Origin of the sequence: Microvirga sp. RSM25 (assembly GCF_044784385.1) — a bacterium.
GTDB lineage: Bacteria > Pseudomonadota > Alphaproteobacteria > Rhizobiales > Beijerinckiaceae > Microvirga > Microvirga tunisiensis.
Map to the genome: position 1 here is coordinate 534,046 of NZ_CP173039.1, position 16,465 is coordinate 550,510.

Sequence of the window (16,465 nt, forward strand, 5' to 3'; positions counted from 1 at the left end):
TCACGCTAGGGAAAGGTTCTACATAGAGTTTTTGGAGGCAACCATGCAGAACGAAAAGCACATGGCGGACATTTTGATGCTACGCCTCGTGCGAGCTGGACTATTTGCACTTACCGCTTACGCGTTGCTTTGGCTTCAGAGCATCTATAGCGGATCGTACCTTATCGCAGCCGGCGCTCTATTTTGCATTTCTATGGTCAATGGCGCTCAGCGTCTCGCTAAGGCAGTTGTCGGGATGCTCTTTATCATTGCATTGCTCGCAAGCCCAATTGAACTAATAATCGCCAAGATACTCTAGAGATGATCCCAAAGTGGAGTTCTATTACTTTCGGGCGGATCGTTTCATAGCTGCATCGGACTTGTTCAGAAACTGATCTGTGTGGTCTTTGGCAGAGCCTGCTTAGGTCTGTATGATGATAGAATTTATTCTTGTTCCATTATGGCATAAAAAATGGGCGAGTTAGTTCCGAGTTAAGGCAAGAACAATTAAGCTGAATCAGCTTGTTGCGAGGGAAGTTATAGGTCGCTAAGAACTTCTGTGGCCCTGTGGGGCAACTCGGTCTCTCCTTTGTACTCGTCTGATCGGTAAGGCCCGATCAAGAGTTCTTTGGCTTCAGATACTAAAAAGGGGCATGATGAAAAGCAAGATTTGTCTCGTCACTGGTGGGGCTGGCTTCATTGGCTGTGCCATCTCTAAACAGTTGGCCGACCGGTTCGAACGTGTTGTCGCCGTTGACAATCTGCATCCGCAGATCCATGCCCGATCAGAGCGGCCTACTGCCCTTGATGGGCGTGTCGAGCTCCTGGTCAAGGATATAACGAACCCGGAGCACTGGTCCGAAATCCTCGGCTTTGTGCAACCGGAGATCGTAGTACATCTCGCGGCTGAGACGGGAACGGGCCAATCCCTTACCGAATCAACCCGGCATGCGGCCGTCAACGTAGTGGGCACAACCGTAATGCTGGATGCCCTCTCACAGCGTCAACTGTTCCCCCAGGCAATCCTGCTCACCTCCAGCCGCGCCGTCTACGGCGAGGGAGCTTGGCGGCAACCGGACGGGGAGGGGATTGCCTATCCGGGGCAGCGCACACGGGCGCAACTGGAGCGAGGGGAGTGGGATTTCCCCGGGTTGGAGCCCATGCCGTTCGCCGCCGGTGTCACGGAGCCGCGGCCGACAAGCGTCTACGGCGCGACCAAGCTGGCTCAGGAGAACGTGCTTTCGGCTTGGTGTCTCTCCTTCGACGTGAAGCCAATCATTCTGCGTCTGCAGAACGTCTTTGGACCCGGTCAGTCTCTGATCAATCCTTATACTGGCATTGTGTCGCTCTTCTGCCGCCTTGCCCGGGAAGGCAAGAGTATTCCCGTTTACGAGGATGGTGCCATTGTTCGTGACTTCGTCCTCATTGATGACGTTGCGGCAGCTATCAATGTCGCTCTTGGTCGCGTCGATCAATTGCCTTCCGGAGCTGCGCCGTTCGATATCGGGAGTGGTGAACCGGCGACCATCGCCGAGGTGGCAGATTGGATCTCAAGGAGATACGGAGCGCCTGAGCCGCACGTCAATGGCGCATTCCGGTATGGGGATGTCCGCCACGCAGCTTGCACGATCGACAGGACCATTTCAGAGCTTGGCTGGAAGCCGGCTTGGTCTCTTGATCAAGGCCTTGAGGCTCTCGTAAGTTGGATTGAGTTGCAACTTGCGGCCAAACAGTAGAGGGGCTGGCGAAGAACTATCGGGCAAGGTTGTGCCGAGGGGCTCACTTATCCGCACCTCTTCGCCAGATCTCCTATGGATAGTCAGGCCTGCGCGATGGTATCGCGCTACGGAAAGATGTTGACGTTCTTTTATGCTGGGAAGTTGAGGTGAGCTTCTTATTTGAGAACCGCACCACTCTTGCTTTCAGCTATGGTCGTTGCAGTTTTTATGCATGTATTTATTGTTGTATGTTTTTCACGAAGTTGTCAGCTGATATTGCCGTACTGATCGCCCTGCTACTTGCTTTCCTTCCGTGGATCGATATTGAGGAGCAGGCTCTTGGTGCCCGCCGGTTGACCCCAAGTCGACTGCCAAGCTCGCCCGTGGAATGGCAAACTGAGGCTGCCGTGTAGCGAACTCAGCGTCATCGACCATGAGACGATGTGCCAGTAATGCGGCGGAAACGCTCCTGTGGCAGGAGGGGCTGAGGGTCAAGGGCTAAAACCCTGTTTATGGAGTGGAGTTGTCGTGATTGAGGTCGAATGCACCAAGCTGCCTGATGTGAAGATCATCCGCACGAAAGTGTTCGTCGATGCCCGTGGCTACTTCATGGAAACATACAACAGGCAGGCTTTCGTCGGTGCAGGCATCACGGAAGAGTTCGTCCAAGACAACGTCTCGCTGTCTGCAGATGTAGGTACGGTTCGAGGACTCCACTTCCAAACACACCCGTTTGCTCAAGCGAAACTTGTACGGGTTCTGCGGGGTCGCATCCTTGATGTGGCTGTGGATCTCAGACGTTCCTCGGCAACGTATGGACAGCATGTCGCGGCGGAACTGACAGCGGAGAATCGCTTACAACTGCTCGTGCCGGTTGGATTTGCCCACGGCTTCTGCACCCTGGAGCCCAATACCGAAGTCGCCTACAAGGTTACCGCACATTATTCGGCTGCGCATGATCAGGGTGTTGCCTGGAATGACCCGGTAATCGGAATTGCTTGGCCCATCGGTGCCGACCAGGCTATCCTTTCCGACAAGGACACCCGCTATCCGTCGTTGGCCGATCTGCCAACCTACTTCCCGTGAACATGATGCCTCGTGTGCGGTGTCGTCACTGCGCGCATTATACGCAAGGTAAAGGTTTACACATTGTTCATCGATGTCCCGGTTATTGAGGCGGGTTCAGGAGAAGCTAAGATGAAAGGCATTATTTTAGCAGGCGGCACCGGTACGCGACTGCATCCCATGACCTATGTCACGTCGAAGCAACTTCTGCCGATCTACGACAAACCGATGATCTATTATCCGCTGACCACGCTGATGCTGGCAGGGATACAGGACATTTTGATCATTTCCACGCCGGACGACCTGCCGAAATTCAAGCAATTGCTAGGAAGCGGCGAGCGCTGGGGAATCCGGCTGTCCTATGCAGAACAACCTAAGCCCGAGGGTCTGGCTCAGGCCTATGTCATCGGTGCCGAGTTCGTAGCAGGTGGACCTTCGGTGCTGATCCTCGGCGACAACGTCTATTATGGACACGGACTTCCGGAGTTGATGCGGGACGCGCGTCGGCAGATCGTAGGCGCTTCCGTGTTTGCATATCATGTCACTGATCCGGAGCGTTATGGAGTAGTTGAATTCGACCCTGCTGGGCGGGCAATCTCCATCGAGGAGAAGCCTGCTCGTCCGAAATCAAGCTGGGCCGTGACGGGCCTCTACTTCTATGACGAGCAAGTCGTCGACATAGCAGCCGACTTGAAACCATCAGCGCGCGGCGAATTGGAGATCACTGACGTCAATCGAATCTATCTCGAGAAGGGACAACTTCACGTTCAGCGTATGGGGCGCGGGTATGCTTGGCTCGATACTGGCACACCTGACAGCCTCGTCGAGGCCGCCGAGTTCGTGCGCGCCCTCGAAAAGCGTCAGGGCTTCCGCATTGCCTGTCCGGAAGAGGTCGCCTTCAGCCTCGGATGGATCGAGAGGGATCAGCTAGTTCACCTTGGACGAGAGCTTTCGAAAAGCAGCTATGGAAAGTACCTTCTGCAAGTTGCTGATCAATTCTAACAGGCGCAAATTCTGACAATTCGCCACTTCAAGTCTCCCAGTCGCATGATGGCGTACTTCCACATCTCATCGATTTTCGTGTGGTTCGAGCCGCTAGAATGCAAAGGGATTGTAAGAGTAGCAGTCCGCAATCTGAAGTGCTCGCGCGCTTGGATCCCAAACTCGCATATCATTGTTCGGGATCCTTGCTAAACTTCATCTGCCCTGCATGATGATGGCACTGTGGGCTGCTGAGGACGTGAGCTGTCTGAGCTAAGTAGTTCGCCATAAGACTTGCAACGCGAGAGCTGCGGGTGTTTCCTGGGGAGCATGCAACGACATGATCACTCTCCCGGGACGGGTCTCGACGAGGCGGATCGCACGCGGCTGGCCGCCGCGCTTGCTGGCGCCCGTGAGGCTCGTGTGTATCGCCGCCTCGAGGCGCTGCTGCTGGTGGCCGAGGGCCATTCCATGGCTGAGGCGGCCCGCCGCTGCCGCGTCAACCGCTCCAGCGTGCACCGATGGTTGATGCAGTACAAGGCTGAGCATGAGGCCAGCGCGCTCCTCGACCGGCCGCGCAGCGGGCGGCCTCGCCTGCATCGCCCGCTGACGCCGCAGCGACTGGCGGCGGCCCTGGCGCGCGACCCACGCCGCTGCGGCTATCAGGCCACGAGCTGGACGGTGCCGCTGCTGGCGCACGACCTAAGCGCGAAAGGCATCGCGGTCAGCCCCCGGACCTTGCGGCGGCGGCTGCACGAAGCGGGCTATCGCTGGAAGCGGCCGCGCTACGTCTATGTCGCGCGCGCGCCTCACCTGCCGCAGAAAAAGGGGGATCACCCGACGTCTGAAGGCGGGCTGGCACAGGGGCGATCGGCTGCTGTGCCTCGGCTGGACGCTGCTGCGGCTGTTTCCGCCGCTGCGCGCGACTTGGGCGCTCAAGGGCGCTCAGGCGGTCGTGCCGATCACCGGCCGCAATGCCAAGCGGGTACTGTTCGGGGCCATCGACCTGCAAAGCGCGCGCCGGGTGGTGCTGATCCGTTCCCACGCCGGTCAGGCCGATGCCCAGGCGTTCCTGCGCACGCTGCGGCGCCGCTACCGCCGCGCCGGCTGGCTCTGGCTGCTGACCGATCGGGCCAGCGCCCACACCGCCCCGCAGACCCAGGCGCTGGCAGCCCGGTTGCGCATCCACTTCGTGTGGCTGCCCCGGCAGGCCCCGAACTGAGCCCGATGGATCAGCTTTGGCGTGAGCTCAAGCGGCTGGTCGCCGCCAACCGGCAGGCCGCGTCCATCGATGCTCTCGCCGCCGATGCCGCAGCCTGGGTGCTGACGCTGACGCCGCAACAGGCATGTCGCAAGGCGGGCATGGCCTCCAAACACTTCTGGCTCAGAAAAATGTTGCAGAACTTTTGGCGACCTACTTAGTATTCACCCATAGATTACAGAGCTGCTAGCCTCTCCTCCTCTGTCTTGCCTACTCTGGCTTTTCGAGCTGAGATCGAGTCCGCGATTTTGGCGCCGAGTCGTTGGCCTGGGACTTCGATCAAGTGATAAGTCAGGAATGACAGAAAAAGGGTCAAGGGCAGAACAAGGGTAAACAGCAATACTGGGTCAGCGATGCCATTCCTCCTGAGGACGTGCAACACAAAAGTCTGCCACAGATAAACGCTAAATCCGACAACACCAATTGTCGTTACAACCCTGTTGTTTAGAATCCATGACGCGTTGCCGGCAGCGCCAAAGACAGTCAGTCCGGCGAACGGGTAGATCAAGATGGGAATTCTCCAGGGCAAGTTGTCGACTGGGATTCCGACAGATTCTCTGAATGCGATTAGAGGCGCAATATCTGAAGACAACGCGACTAGACCAACCGCTCCGATCCAGAAACTCAGCTTGCGCAGCCTAGCGACCGCTGGAGTAACAAAAGCCAGTGCCATTCCAAGCAGGAAGGGTGTGGCATACACAGACATCTCTCTTTTCAGATCGGTTCGAATGATAAAGATGGTTGAGTGCTCGGTCAGCCAGAACGACCCGGCCAGTACCAGCGCCAACCCTACTGCTAAGCGCCACCCCTGCAGGGCAGCCATGGCCCAAACGATGATTGGTAGCACGAGATAAAGCAGCATCTCGGTCTTAGTGGTCCAGAGATGCCATCTTGAGACTTGAAAAGTGACGTGCTGCCAAAACAGTTCGAGGTTGAAGATTCCCCTCTTCGGCGCCCAAATCACGACGCAAGCCACAGCCACCACAACGATTAGGGCAGGCATGATTCGAAACACACGCCGGATCACATACGCTGCCACCTCCCTTAGGGCACTAGTGGATCGGACGGCGCGAACCAGGCTTGGCGTTAGGAGCAGCCCGCTCAAAACGAAGAACAGCCATACACCGGTTGCTCCCCACCCTGGCGCGACAAGGTTTGAATGAGCCAGAATAACGAAGAGAGCTGCGTAGCAGCGTAAACCGTCTAGACCAGGAATGACGGCGTCTCTACTTGCTCGGAAGCATAAAGTCCTAATCAGGTCTGATGGCACGGCTGTCCCCGAGTAGACTAGAGAGCGAGAGTTGATCCTGTCCTGCCCTCTGTCGAATGAAGAGAGGGTATGTCAATTGACTCCGAATGTCTCACCTCCTAGCAGGGATTTAGCCAAAGCTTCTCTATAGGACTCGGCATGCGCCGACAATCAACCGTAGTTGCTTGCACGCAGAACCACAGGATCCGTCGCAAGTCGGCCTCACGTGCTCTGTCAGGCCTCATCGGTTTCATGCGGCATAAATCGTCGCTCGAGTGTTCCGGTACCCATGGTGACCTCGTAATAGGTATGTGAAAAAGCCGCTTGCGAAGTGTGGCTAAACCCGCGACCCCTACGGCGCTAAACCGCGGCCGTCTGGTCGGGTAAAATCAAGCTTCCTTGGATATGGAAGACGGCGAAACTTCGACCGTCGAAGCCGATTTCCAACAGAGCCGCTTGCCGATCTAAATGAACGGCGTCTCGATCCAACGGTATGCGGCCCAGGAGACAGCCAACGTCGCTGGAATGCTTAGAATGGCCAAAGCACCAAAGTAAGACCATGTGCCGAAGGTGAAGTGCTTGTGCACGATCTTGTATTGGAACAGGACGATAACAATCAGATGCATCAGGTAGACACTGAAAGATATCATCCCCATGAACGTGAGCGGCTTCAGATTTAGCAACTGCCCGATCCGGGGAGAGACTGTCACAGCTGCAAATAAGACAATCCAGATCGCTGTGACATACGAACCTGTCAGCCAGACCATTTCCGCTTACTCCGGTTCGTATCCGGCGGCCCTGAAGTAGTCGGCCCTGAACAATGCCGTTTGATCAGGCGGCGATTGGATTCAAGGTTCGTGGGCAGTATCCGATGGCGCGAACGAACCCATCAGGACTGCCAGGAACCAAGCGACAAAAAGCCTGAGCCAGTTCAGGACCAGCCGCAGATTGTGCCCGGCGGCCACCAGCAGCGCGTTGATCGCATCGCCGGCTGCTCCGAGCAGGTGATTGCGTCCCAGCCGCCCGTCCGCCTTCATGTGCCCGATCATCGGCTCGATCGCCGACCGGCGTCGCAGCTCGCGTTTGATGGTGGGCGTGAGCCCCCGCCGCTGTCGCGTGATGAACACGCGCTCCTCGTGCACATAGTCGTGCCCACGATAACCCTGGTCGACGTAAATGCGCGCGGGCTGTCATAGGGCGGTGAATATTGCCTGATTGTGGGCTTCGAAAATTCCCTAGCTGATGCCCCTGCCTTCACGTCCTGAGGCATGCTCCGGCCGTGCAGGTGCTCCCGCCGTCGTCGATGATCCCCTCCGAGACAATTCGGACGGGAGTGGCGCCGGTGATCCAGCTTGGAGAATTGCCTATGATCCTCGACCTCCATCGTCAGGGATTATCCATCTCAGCCATCGCTCGCCGCACCGGCCGCGATCCCAAGACCATCCGCAAGTACATCGCCCGCGGCCTCGAACCGCCTGTCTATGGCCCACGGCGGGGCAGTCGCTCCGGCAAGCTGGCGCCGTACCGCGACTACCTGCGCGAGCGCGTCACCGCCTTTCCCGACCTGAGCGCGGTGCGGCTCACCCGTGAGATCCGAGAGCGCGGGTATGAGGGTGCCTACACGGCCGTGAAGCGCTTCCTCTGCGCCATCCGCCCGGCCGATCGGCCCAAGCCCTTCGAGATCCGCTTCGAGACGCCTGCCGGCCAGCAGGCCCAGGTCGACTTCGCTCGCTTCGTCACGGTCTTCACTGACCAGCCGGAGATCACCCGCATCGTCTGGCTGTTCTCCCTCGTGCTCGGTCACTCGCGCTACATCTTCGCCCGCTTCGTCCTGCACCAGGATCTGCAGACCCTGCTGCGCTGTCACATGCTGGCGTTCGAGAGCATCGGCGGCGTGCCGCTCGAGATCCTCTATGACCGCATGAAGACCGCGGTGACCGGTGAGGATGGCGAGGGCCAGATCATCTACAACCGGGCGCTGCTCACCATGGCGCAGCACTACGGCTTCCTGCCCAAAGCTTGTCGGCCGTACCGGGCCAAGACGAAGGGAAAGGTCGAGCGGCCCTTCAGCTACATCCGGCAGGACTTCTTCCTGGCCCGTTCCTTCCGTAATCTCGACGACCTTAACGCCCAACTATGCGACTGGCTCGCCACAGTGGCCAATGCCCGCCTACACGGCACGACCCAGCGCATCGTCGCGGAGGCCTTTGCCGCCGAGCAGCCGGAGTTGCAGTCCCTGCCGGCCTTCCCCTTCGATGCCCTGCTCAAGCTCGAGCGCCGGGTCAGTCATGATGGGCTCGTGTCGATCGGCGGCAACTACTACAGCGTTCCGGATCGCACCCGACGCATCGTCGAGGTACATCAGCTTCCCGACCGGATCCGCATTCTCGATGCGGGCCGAGTGGTGGCCGAGCATCCGGTGCTCGAAGGGCGGCGCCAATCGCGGGTCGATCCAGTCCATCGCCAGGGGTTCATCGCAAACGCATCGCGCAGCGCGTCCGAGGCGATTATGGTCGGACGCCCAGGCGATCGGGTCGCGCGTCGCTCGCTGGCCTTCTATCAGGCGGTCGCGGATCGCCTGGCCGCCACGGGAGGCCGGGCATGACAGGCCATGGACACCCTACGATTGAGAGTATCCGGAGAAGTCTGGTTGGCTTGCGGATGCCCCGCGCCCTGGAGATGCTCGACGCAACGCTGCGGCGCATCGAGCAGGGCGAGATCGACGGGATCGCAGCGCTCGATCACTTGCTTTTGGAAGAGCTCACGGTGCGCGAGAGCCGACGCATCAAGGCGGCCCTGATGATGGCGCGGCTGACCACGGTCAAGACCCTGGCGAGCTTTGACTTTGCCTTCCAGCCCTCGCTCGACCGCAACCGCATTCTGGCCTTGGCCGAGCTGAAGTTCATCGACCGGGCCGAGGCGGTGCATCTGCTCGGCCCGCCTGGCACGGGCAAGAGCCATCTGGCGACAGCCCTGGCAGTGGAGGCGGTGAAAGCCGGCAAGAGCGTCTACTTTGCGACCCTGGCCGAGATCATTGCCTCTTTGGCAAAGGCGGATCGGGAGGGGCAACTGCGCGAGCGCATCCGCTTTCTGTCGCGGGCTTCCCTGCTGGTGGTGGATGAGATCGGCTATCTGCCGGTCACGTCCGGCGGCGGCAATCTGTTCTTCCAGCTCGTCAATGCCCGCTATGAGAAAGGCGCCATGATCCTGACCTCCAATCGCGGTTTTGCCGAATGGGGCGAGGTTTTTGGCGATCCTGTTGTGGCCACGGCGCTTTTGGATCGCCTGCTCCACCATGCGGTTGTGATCCAGATCGAGGGCTCAAGCTACCGCTTGCGTCAGCATGCCGAGCTGGTTCCCGAGCACGTGCGATCGAAAGCCCTAATTACGCCACCGCCGGCACCAAAGCGCCGCGGCCGACCACCCGGAGGGACATCGATGGATCATTCAACCGGCTGATCACCGGAAACAGCCCCACCCATCAGGTAGGGAAAATTGAAGGCCCACAAATGCGGAAGCTTCAACGCCCGTTGACACGGGCTCCACGTCCGTCATGGCGATGACCTGATCTATGGTGGCGTCCAACGTATGGCCATCATACGGATTGCCCTCGAGCGATTTGGACGCGAGGACGAAGCCCTCCCGGTTCGTCACCGCCACAGCCACCTTGGAGCCAAATTCGTACGGCCGATGCGCCTTCCCCTTGGCGATGCACACCACCTCGGGCGCATGCAAGCTGTAGAGCTTGTTCTTGCTCGTGCGCTCTTGGGTCAGAAGACGCTCCGTCAGGCCGAGCAAACGTGCAAAGCGAAAGGCGAGGCCCTCATCCGCGGCGACTTTGCGGGCGACGTCGCGATACACGCGTCTGAGATAGGTCTTCAGCCGCTTCAACTCGCGCCGCATCTGACGGGCATGAGCATAGCGGCCCACCTGCACGGCGGCGCGTTTGGCCAGATGGGTGTGAGCCTGCCGCAGCTTGAGGCCATGCCGCTTGGCCTGCCGCACCAGAGCCTGCAAGGCCTTCAGGTACAGCTTCGCGTCGGTGGGATGAGTGATGGCCTTGGGCTGCACGGTGGTGTCGACGCTGATCCGGTCCAGGCTGGAGGGCCGCACCGCGCCGCTCTCCAGCCCGGCCTGGATGGTAGCGGAAAGCAGCGTCTCCAGTCCCTCGGGTCCAAGCCGCTTGCGCCAGCGCGTCAGCGAACTCAGATCACACGGCAGCTGATGCTGGAAGTACTCGCAGCCGCAGAACCACTGCCAATAGGGATTCTCGATCCAACGCTGCACCACCGCCGCATCGGACAGGTTGAAGGTGTGCTGGAGATACGACAGACCCACCATCAGCCGGGTCGGTTTGGCAGGCCGTCCGAGCGGGCGGTAGAAACGACCAAACTCGTAATCGAAGCGGTGCCAGTTGATGAGAGTGGCAAGCCGGAACAACTCGTGGCGCTGATCGAGGATCTGGTCGAGACGGCTGCGGAAGAGGTCGCCGGAGCTTGGCATCGTCGGCTTGGGTCCCATGGCAAAACACCGGTTTTGGGTGGGTCACTCCCCAGGAACCGGCATTTTACAATGCTTCGCCAAGACAAAGAATCCTTCCATCTCAATTACTTGTGGGTTGTTCAGGGCCGACTAATTACTTCCACCATGCGGCTGGTCTTTAGAGCATTTTTCGGCGAAGTGGATCCGGTTCGCCGTCAAAATGCGGCAAAGCAAAGAAGAGAGATGATTCCACGTAAGTGGAAAAAGCTCTAGGCTGCTTTGTTAGATCTGTCCGCCACAAGGGTCAGCACGGGCTTGGAGGATGGCTTCAAACGAAGAGCATTCTTCTCGATGAGATGCCAGGACGCAAAGGCGCAGGTCCCGGCGAGAAGGGTAGTAGAGATCGTTAGCGATCCTGGCGTGATGGCGGTCTTGTTGACGTAGACGAGCAACTGCTGGATTGGGAAGGAATAAAGATACAGCCCATAGGACAGATCTCCGAACCGACCGAACCGCCGCAGGACCGGCGTCGACTGTGTGCCAAAGGCGAGAACCATATAGGGGATGACAACCCAGCTCAGGGCCAAAAGAGCAAGGCCTAAGCCTAGTCCTTCGATCGCGAACAGGCTGAAAGCCAGGACGAGGGCCAGATCGAGCCGGAACGGGATCCTGTCTTTCAAGGCGCAATAGACGGCTCCGACCATGAAGAACGGCATCACGGAAGTAGCCTGCGCAACGTCCGTCGCATAAAAGACGATCTGCGGGCCGTGATAGGCCAGCATCAGATAGCCGCCTGTCAGGCAGACTGCGAGGGCCGCTGCTGAAACGACAACCGGATGCAGCCTCCGGTGCCCCAGCCCCATCGCGCCGACAGCAATATAGCAGAAAAACTCAGCCGGCAGGCTCCAGAGGGAGCCGTTGACGGCATGCTTATAGACGTTGTTCTCAAATACAGCGGGGAGGTTATACCGGGTCCAGAGGACAATATTGGTGAAATATCGAGCAAAGTGCGGGTTGCTGAAGTAGTCGGACAGGGACAGGCGCGTAACGCTGGGGCCGAGCAGACAGGCGGTCGCGATTACGCAGACGATCAGACCTGGGAAGATCCGCAGGGACCGTTTCAGGAAGAAGTGCCTGAGACGCGGGTCTCGTTGCCAGCTTTCCGTGACCAAATACCCGCTCAAGGCGAAAAAGATCACGACACCCATGGCCGAAATCGGCGTGCCCCAAAGGCGAGAGTAAGGAATGCCAAGGAGCGCTTGACTGTGGCCGTAGATCACCAGAAGCGCAGCAGTAACGCGAAGAAAGTCAAAGTTATTGTCTCGATGAACCAGTTTGGTCTGAGCTTCTGCTGACATGATTACCCCCCCGCTTAACTTGGTCTCTAGGCGGATTTCGGTCAGCAAGCAAGCGTAACAATTACCATTTTGATAGCCTGAGTTTCCACCATCACGAGGACATCGTGACGACCGAGATCATCCGGCGGGTGCTTAATCGCCTCTCCTTCTTCGCATGTGTTCGGTCGCCCTTCGTGACCCGCCCCCATTGAGTGGTCCGGTTGGAATGTTAATGGAGTGATGGCTGTGGACCTGCCCCGAACGCTGGACCACGGCCGAGCGGAACTTCCGGCCTCATGACCCCATCGGCTGGCTGGGAGCTCCGAAGGATTTCATGAACTCGACCGGGGTCTTATGCCCGATTGAGCTGTGCGGTCTTTCACAATTGTACTCGTGTCTGAACGCCTCACATTTTAGCCTGGCGTCGGCCAGAGACAAGAACCAGTTCTGATCAATGCACTCGGCCCGAACCTTGCCATTGAACGCCTCCACGAAGCTGTTGTCGGTGGGCTTGCCAGGACGGGAGAAATCCAGAACAACCCCATTCCGATACGCCCATAGGTCAAGAGCGCGCGAGACGAATTCGGGACCGTTGTCCAGACGAATCGTGCAAGGAACACCGTACACGCCCACGATCCGCTCCAGCGTCGTGACCACATCAGATCCGGTGTAGCGGAAACGCACGTCGATGGCCGGCGAGAGCTTTGAGAACGCGTCCACAATCGTCAGGATCCGGATCTTGCGGCCGTCGAAGAGCTGATCGGACAGGAAGTCCATCGCCCACACCTCATTCGGGGCCGAGGGCGGCTTGCGGTCCGAGCGCACCTTCGCGGCCACCTTGCGCTTCGGCCGTTTGTTCCTGATCTGCAAGCCTTCTTCGACATACAGCCGGTACACGCGCTTGTGGTTCACGCTCCATCCCTCCCGCTGCAGCAGCACATGAATGCGTCGATAGCCGTAGCGCACGCGGGTCTCGGCGATCTCCCGGATGCGCTTGGTCAGAGCAGCCTGCGACAGGCGGCACGAGCGGTAGAAGGAGGAGGATTTCTGGAACTGCAGCACGTGACAGGCCCGTCGGATCGAGACCTGGAACGCGCCCAGCAGACCATCCACCAGCCGCCGCACCCGCGCAGGCTTCAGAGCTTTTTTGACAGCACGTCCTGCAGCATGGCTTTGTCGAGCGAGAGGTCCGCCACCATCTGCTTCAGGCGCCGGTTCTCCTCTTCGAGCTGCTTGAGACGGCGCACCTCCGAGGGCATCAGTCCGCCGTACTTCTTGCGCCAACGGTAGTAGGTCTGCTGCGAGATCCCGGCCTTGCGGCAGACCTCCTCGACGCTCACGCCGTCATCGACCTGCTTGAGCAGGACAGCGATCTGCTGCTCTGAAAACTTGGACACCTTCATGGCCTTTCCCCTTCTCCCAGCCGGGAGACATTACGGGAAAATTCTCACTTTGGCCGGTCCAGTTTCCGGGGAGAAGGTCAGGCCTCAGCGCTAGCGCGGGCGGCGGTGCTGGTTGGGGTTGCGGAGCGGCCCGCGCGGACATGGCGGGCACGAACACCTCCGGGGCCGGCGGTTTGTACCCGAGGGACCCGTGGGGCCTCAGGGTGTTGTAATGGCGGCGCCAGCTTTCGATCACAACCTGTGCCTCTTTCAGCGAGTAGAAGATCTCGCCGTCGAGCAATTCGTCTCGAAGCCGGGCGTTGAAGCTCTCGATGAAGCCATTCTCCCACGGGCTTCCCGGAGCGATGTAAGCGGTCTTCGCCCCGACGGCAGCGATCCACTCCTGGACGGCTTTGGCGTTGAACTCCGCGCCATTATCTGACCGAATGTGGTCCGGCACGCCACGCAGGATGAACAGGTCCGAGAGCGCGTCAATCACATCGACGGCTTTCAGTTTTCGGTTCACTCGGATGGCCAGGCACTCATGCGTGAACTCGTCGATCACGTTCAGCATCCGGTACTTCCTGCCATCATGGGTGCGATCCTCCACGAAGTCGTAGCTCCAGACGTGATTGGGCCTCTCGGCTCGCAGCCGGATACAGGATCCGTCGTTGAGCCACAGACGCCCTCTCTTGGGTTGTTTGGCAGGCACTTTCAGCCCCTCCCGTCGCCAGATCCGCTCGACCCGTTTGTCGTTGACGACCCAGCCAGCTGTTGAGCGCAGGAGCTGTGCGATCTTGCGGTAGCCGTAACGACCGTACAGGCGGGCGCGATCGATGATATCGGCGGTGAGCCGTGCCTCATCGTCTCGTCCTTGCGGGATGCGCCGCTGCGTCGAGCGATGCTGTCCGAGCACACGGCAGACCCGCCGCTCGGACAGCTCCAGGGTCGATCGAACATGCTCGATGCAGGCGCGGCGACGGGCGGGGCTCAGAAGTTTCCCGAGGCGGCTTCTTTCAGGATCTGCTTGTCCAGGGTCAGATCGGCCACCGCGCGGCGAGGCCGGGCATTCTCCGCCTCCAGGTCCTTCAGGCGCTTGACCTGATCCGACTTGAGCCCACCGAACTCGGATCGCCAACGGTAATAGGTCACCTCGGTTACGCCGATGGCGCGAACCGCATCGGCAACCGATTGGCCTTGTGAGACCATCACATCGACCTGGCGTAACTTGGCAACGATCTCTTCCGGCTTGTGACGCTTCTTGAGCATTTTGGTCCTCCTGTGAGCCTCAAGACATACTTCAGGGTGGACCATTTCAATGGGGGTGGATCAGTTCTAAATGATCCGTAATCCGACTACCTCAGCGGTTGATATCCTCTTCAACACTTCCCCGACCGCTCTGATCATACCGGCCGGGTTCACTCAGGGGCATCAGATCGGTATGTTCCTCTGCATCAGCGGGATCGTTGCAGCCTATTGGTCTGGTCTCTCTACGGCGGCTCGCTTCCAACCTGCTCAGGCTTTCCGCATCCAAAAGGCACCACCTACGAGCGGGACCCCTGCCCAGGGCAGGGTAGAGCCGACTCCTGCGAGCATATTCGAGAGCAGATATGGGTTCTGAGCGAGATAGGCGACTGGAAGCTCGATCTCGTCTCCGCCCGCTCCTCCCAGGAGATAGGTCATTAACAGATACTGTTCGTTGTAGAGCCGATCAGACCAAGCGTCAGGATAATCAAGGGGGAGGAAGATGTCGTGCACGCCCCAAATCACGCCCGGCTTCAAAAGAGGAAGGACCTCTGTGAAAAACACGGTGACGTCAGAGTTCTGGAAGCTCCGGTGGCTGTTGTCAACAAACATTATATCTCCGGGTTGCAGATCCTGAAACCGAGAGAGATCAATGTTCTCGAATGGGGTGCGGATTACCTCATCACAAAGCGCATCGATGTTGGCTCTGGGGTATGGGTCAATAGATATGACCTTCGTTTGCAATCCGTGATCATTAATGGCGCGGCGTACAAACTTCGTGGAATTGCCGGAGCCGACCTCAATGTAAAGCCTTGGGTTAGTCCGGGCAATTAGCCCATACAAGCAAATTCCATCCAAAGGCGGGAACCAGCCGTTGTTCCAGAAGGGCTCAGTACCCTCAGGATCCCCTTCGTAGGAAATGGCGGCATAGGATGCCGCAAGAGATGCAAAGGCGGTTATCCAAGTCTGAAAGGCGTCGTGCCGAGCTGAGATGATCTGACGATAGAGATTGCCTTGAGGTAAGGCATCCCAATCTCGGAGATGAGGATGATAAGCGTAGTCGAATTCGAACAGGCGTGACTCGCTGCGGGCACGGCGAAAGGCATCCACTTGCCGCTGGAGACTCTCTGAGGACCAGTGCCAACGATTACGTTCAGCATTCAGGGCATTCAAGGATGAGCTTGACCGCTCAAGCCCATCCTTTAGGGAAGCTACCTCTCGTCCGAGAGCTTCGGCGGTCCATTGCCACTGATTGCGCTCAGTATTGAGGGTGTCCAAAGACGAGTTGCTCTGCTCAAGCCCCTTCTTCAATAAAGCCGTCTCTCGTTCGAGAGCTTCGGTCGCCCACTTCCAGTGATTGCGTTCGGCATTCAGAGCGTTGAAGGACGAGTTGTTCTGTTCAAGTCTATTCTCTGCACTTTTGCATTGCTTCAGTAATTCCGCGTTGTCAGCAGATAGAGCCGCGACAAAAGGAACTCTCATCAAGAGGCGTTCGAGGAGACGCACGTTCTTTCCCTTTGAATTCGAAACAACATGACGGCAGATTTTGACTTGATCGCTCAGGTGGATACCGAGCCATTAGAGTTCTGTCTAGACATCGATTTTCCCTCCTACCGCGAGGACTTCACGACCACCGAGAAGTTCGGGCGGTTGCTTCGTTGCGCCTGTGAGGCCGTCCTTTAGCAATCCCCAACCATTCAAGAGGATCCCCATGGTGGTCGTGCTTCGCGTTAGATACTGCAGGCGAACGGCTTGAAGCGGTTAAG

General features: G+C 58.5%; 13 protein-coding genes and 4 pseudogenes. 9 read left to right on the forward strand and 8 right to left on the reverse strand.

What is annotated here, in order from left to right:
- Positions 1-43: 43 nt before the first annotated feature.
- The 7 genes and pseudogenes from ACD578_RS02500 (at position 44) to ACD578_RS02530 (ending at position 5,165) form a co-directional block, all read left to right on the forward strand.
- Positions 44-298, forward strand: coding sequence for a hypothetical protein (locus ACD578_RS02500; protein WP_404290577.1), 255 nt, complete (start codon positions 44-46; stop codon positions 296-298).
- Between the two features lie 334 nt (positions 299-632).
- Complete coding sequence (locus tag ACD578_RS02505) at positions 633-1,715, forward strand: NAD-dependent epimerase/dehydratase family protein (protein WP_404290579.1); 1,083 nt, start codon at positions 633-635, stop codon at positions 1,713-1,715.
- A gap of 510 nt (positions 1,716-2,225) precedes the next feature.
- Entirely contained in the window at positions 2,226-2,783 is a 558-nt protein-coding gene (rfbC, locus tag ACD578_RS02510; RefSeq protein ID WP_404290581.1) for a dTDP-4-dehydrorhamnose 3,5-epimerase, read from the forward strand.
- A 111-nt stretch (positions 2,784-2,894) separates the two neighbouring features.
- On the forward strand, positions 2,895-3,764 hold the full coding sequence (gene rfbA / locus ACD578_RS02515) for a glucose-1-phosphate thymidylyltransferase RfbA (protein ID WP_404293667.1): 870 nt from the start codon (positions 2,895-2,897) through the stop codon (positions 3,762-3,764).
- 309 nt (positions 3,765-4,073) lie between these two features.
- Positions 4,074-4,493: pseudogene (locus tag ACD578_RS02520) on the forward strand (helix-turn-helix domain-containing protein); the annotation flags it as partial.
- A gap of 43 nt (positions 4,494-4,536) precedes the next feature.
- Positions 4,537-4,965 (forward strand): transposase, encoded by a 429-nt coding sequence (locus ACD578_RS02525; protein WP_404293668.1) that lies wholly within the window; start codon positions 4,537-4,539, stop codon positions 4,963-4,965.
- A 5-nt stretch (positions 4,966-4,970) separates the two neighbouring features.
- Positions 4,971-5,165, forward strand: coding sequence for a hypothetical protein (locus ACD578_RS02530; protein ID WP_404294067.1), 195 nt, complete (start codon positions 4,971-4,973; stop codon positions 5,163-5,165).
- Positions 5,166-5,179: 14 nt separating this feature from the next.
- On the opposite strand, the gene ACD578_RS02535 is transcribed toward ACD578_RS02530, so the two are convergent.
- The 3 genes and pseudogenes from ACD578_RS02535 to ACD578_RS02545 form a co-directional block, all read right to left on the reverse strand.
- Positions 5,180-6,274: an acyltransferase family protein gene (locus ACD578_RS02535; protein ID WP_404290583.1), complete on the reverse strand. Its 1,095-nt coding sequence runs from the start codon at positions 6,272-6,274 to the stop codon at positions 5,180-5,182.
- Between the two features lie 443 nt (positions 6,275-6,717).
- The gene (locus tag ACD578_RS02540; RefSeq protein WP_404290585.1) at positions 6,718-7,020 is read right to left on the reverse strand and encodes a hypothetical protein; all 303 of its coding nucleotides are present in this window, start codon (positions 7,018-7,020) and stop codon (positions 6,718-6,720) included.
- An 81-nt stretch (positions 7,021-7,101) separates the two neighbouring features.
- Positions 7,102-7,440: pseudogene (locus tag ACD578_RS02545) on the reverse strand (transposase); the annotation flags it as partial.
- Positions 7,441-7,595: 155 nt separating this feature from the next.
- On the opposite strand from ACD578_RS02545, the gene istA reads away from it, so the two are divergent.
- On the forward strand, positions 7,596-8,858 hold the full coding sequence (gene istA, locus ACD578_RS02550; RefSeq protein WP_404289333.1) for an IS21 family transposase: 1,263 nt from the start codon (positions 7,596-7,598) through the stop codon (positions 8,856-8,858).
- On the forward strand, positions 8,855-9,712 hold the full coding sequence (gene istB / locus ACD578_RS02555) for an IS21-like element helper ATPase IstB (protein WP_404289335.1): 858 nt from the start codon (positions 8,855-8,857) through the stop codon (positions 9,710-9,712). Before istA ends, istB begins: the two co-directional genes overlap by 4 nt.
- 78 nt (positions 9,713-9,790) lie before the next feature.
- Here istB and ACD578_RS02560 read toward each other — a convergent pair.
- The 5 genes and pseudogenes from ACD578_RS02560 to ACD578_RS02580 all read right to left on the reverse strand — a co-directional run.
- Positions 9,791-10,774, reverse strand: a pseudogene (locus ACD578_RS02560) (IS5 family transposase); the annotation flags it as partial.
- A gap of 230 nt (positions 10,775-11,004) precedes the next feature.
- On the reverse strand, positions 11,005-12,141 hold the full coding sequence (locus ACD578_RS02565) for an acyltransferase family protein (RefSeq protein ID WP_404290587.1): 1,137 nt from the start codon (positions 12,139-12,141) through the stop codon (positions 11,005-11,007).
- Positions 12,142-12,366: 225 nt separating this feature from the next.
- A protein-coding gene (locus ACD578_RS02570) for an IS3 family transposase (RefSeq protein WP_404290589.1) occupies positions 12,367-13,475 on the reverse strand; the annotation gives its coding sequence in 2 pieces (ribosomal slippage) (positions 12,367-13,223 and positions 13,223-13,475; 1,110 coding nt in all).
- A 91-nt stretch (positions 13,476-13,566) separates the two neighbouring features.
- Positions 13,567-14,723 (reverse strand): annotated as a pseudogene (locus tag ACD578_RS02575) (IS3 family transposase); the annotation flags it as partial.
- Between the two features lie 246 nt (positions 14,724-14,969).
- Positions 14,970-16,205 carry a class I SAM-dependent methyltransferase gene (locus ACD578_RS02580; RefSeq protein ID WP_404290591.1) on the reverse strand — a complete coding sequence of 412 codons (1,236 nt, stop codon included), beginning with the start codon at positions 16,203-16,205 and terminating at the stop codon, positions 14,970-14,972.
- Positions 16,206-16,465 lie beyond the last annotated feature (260 nt).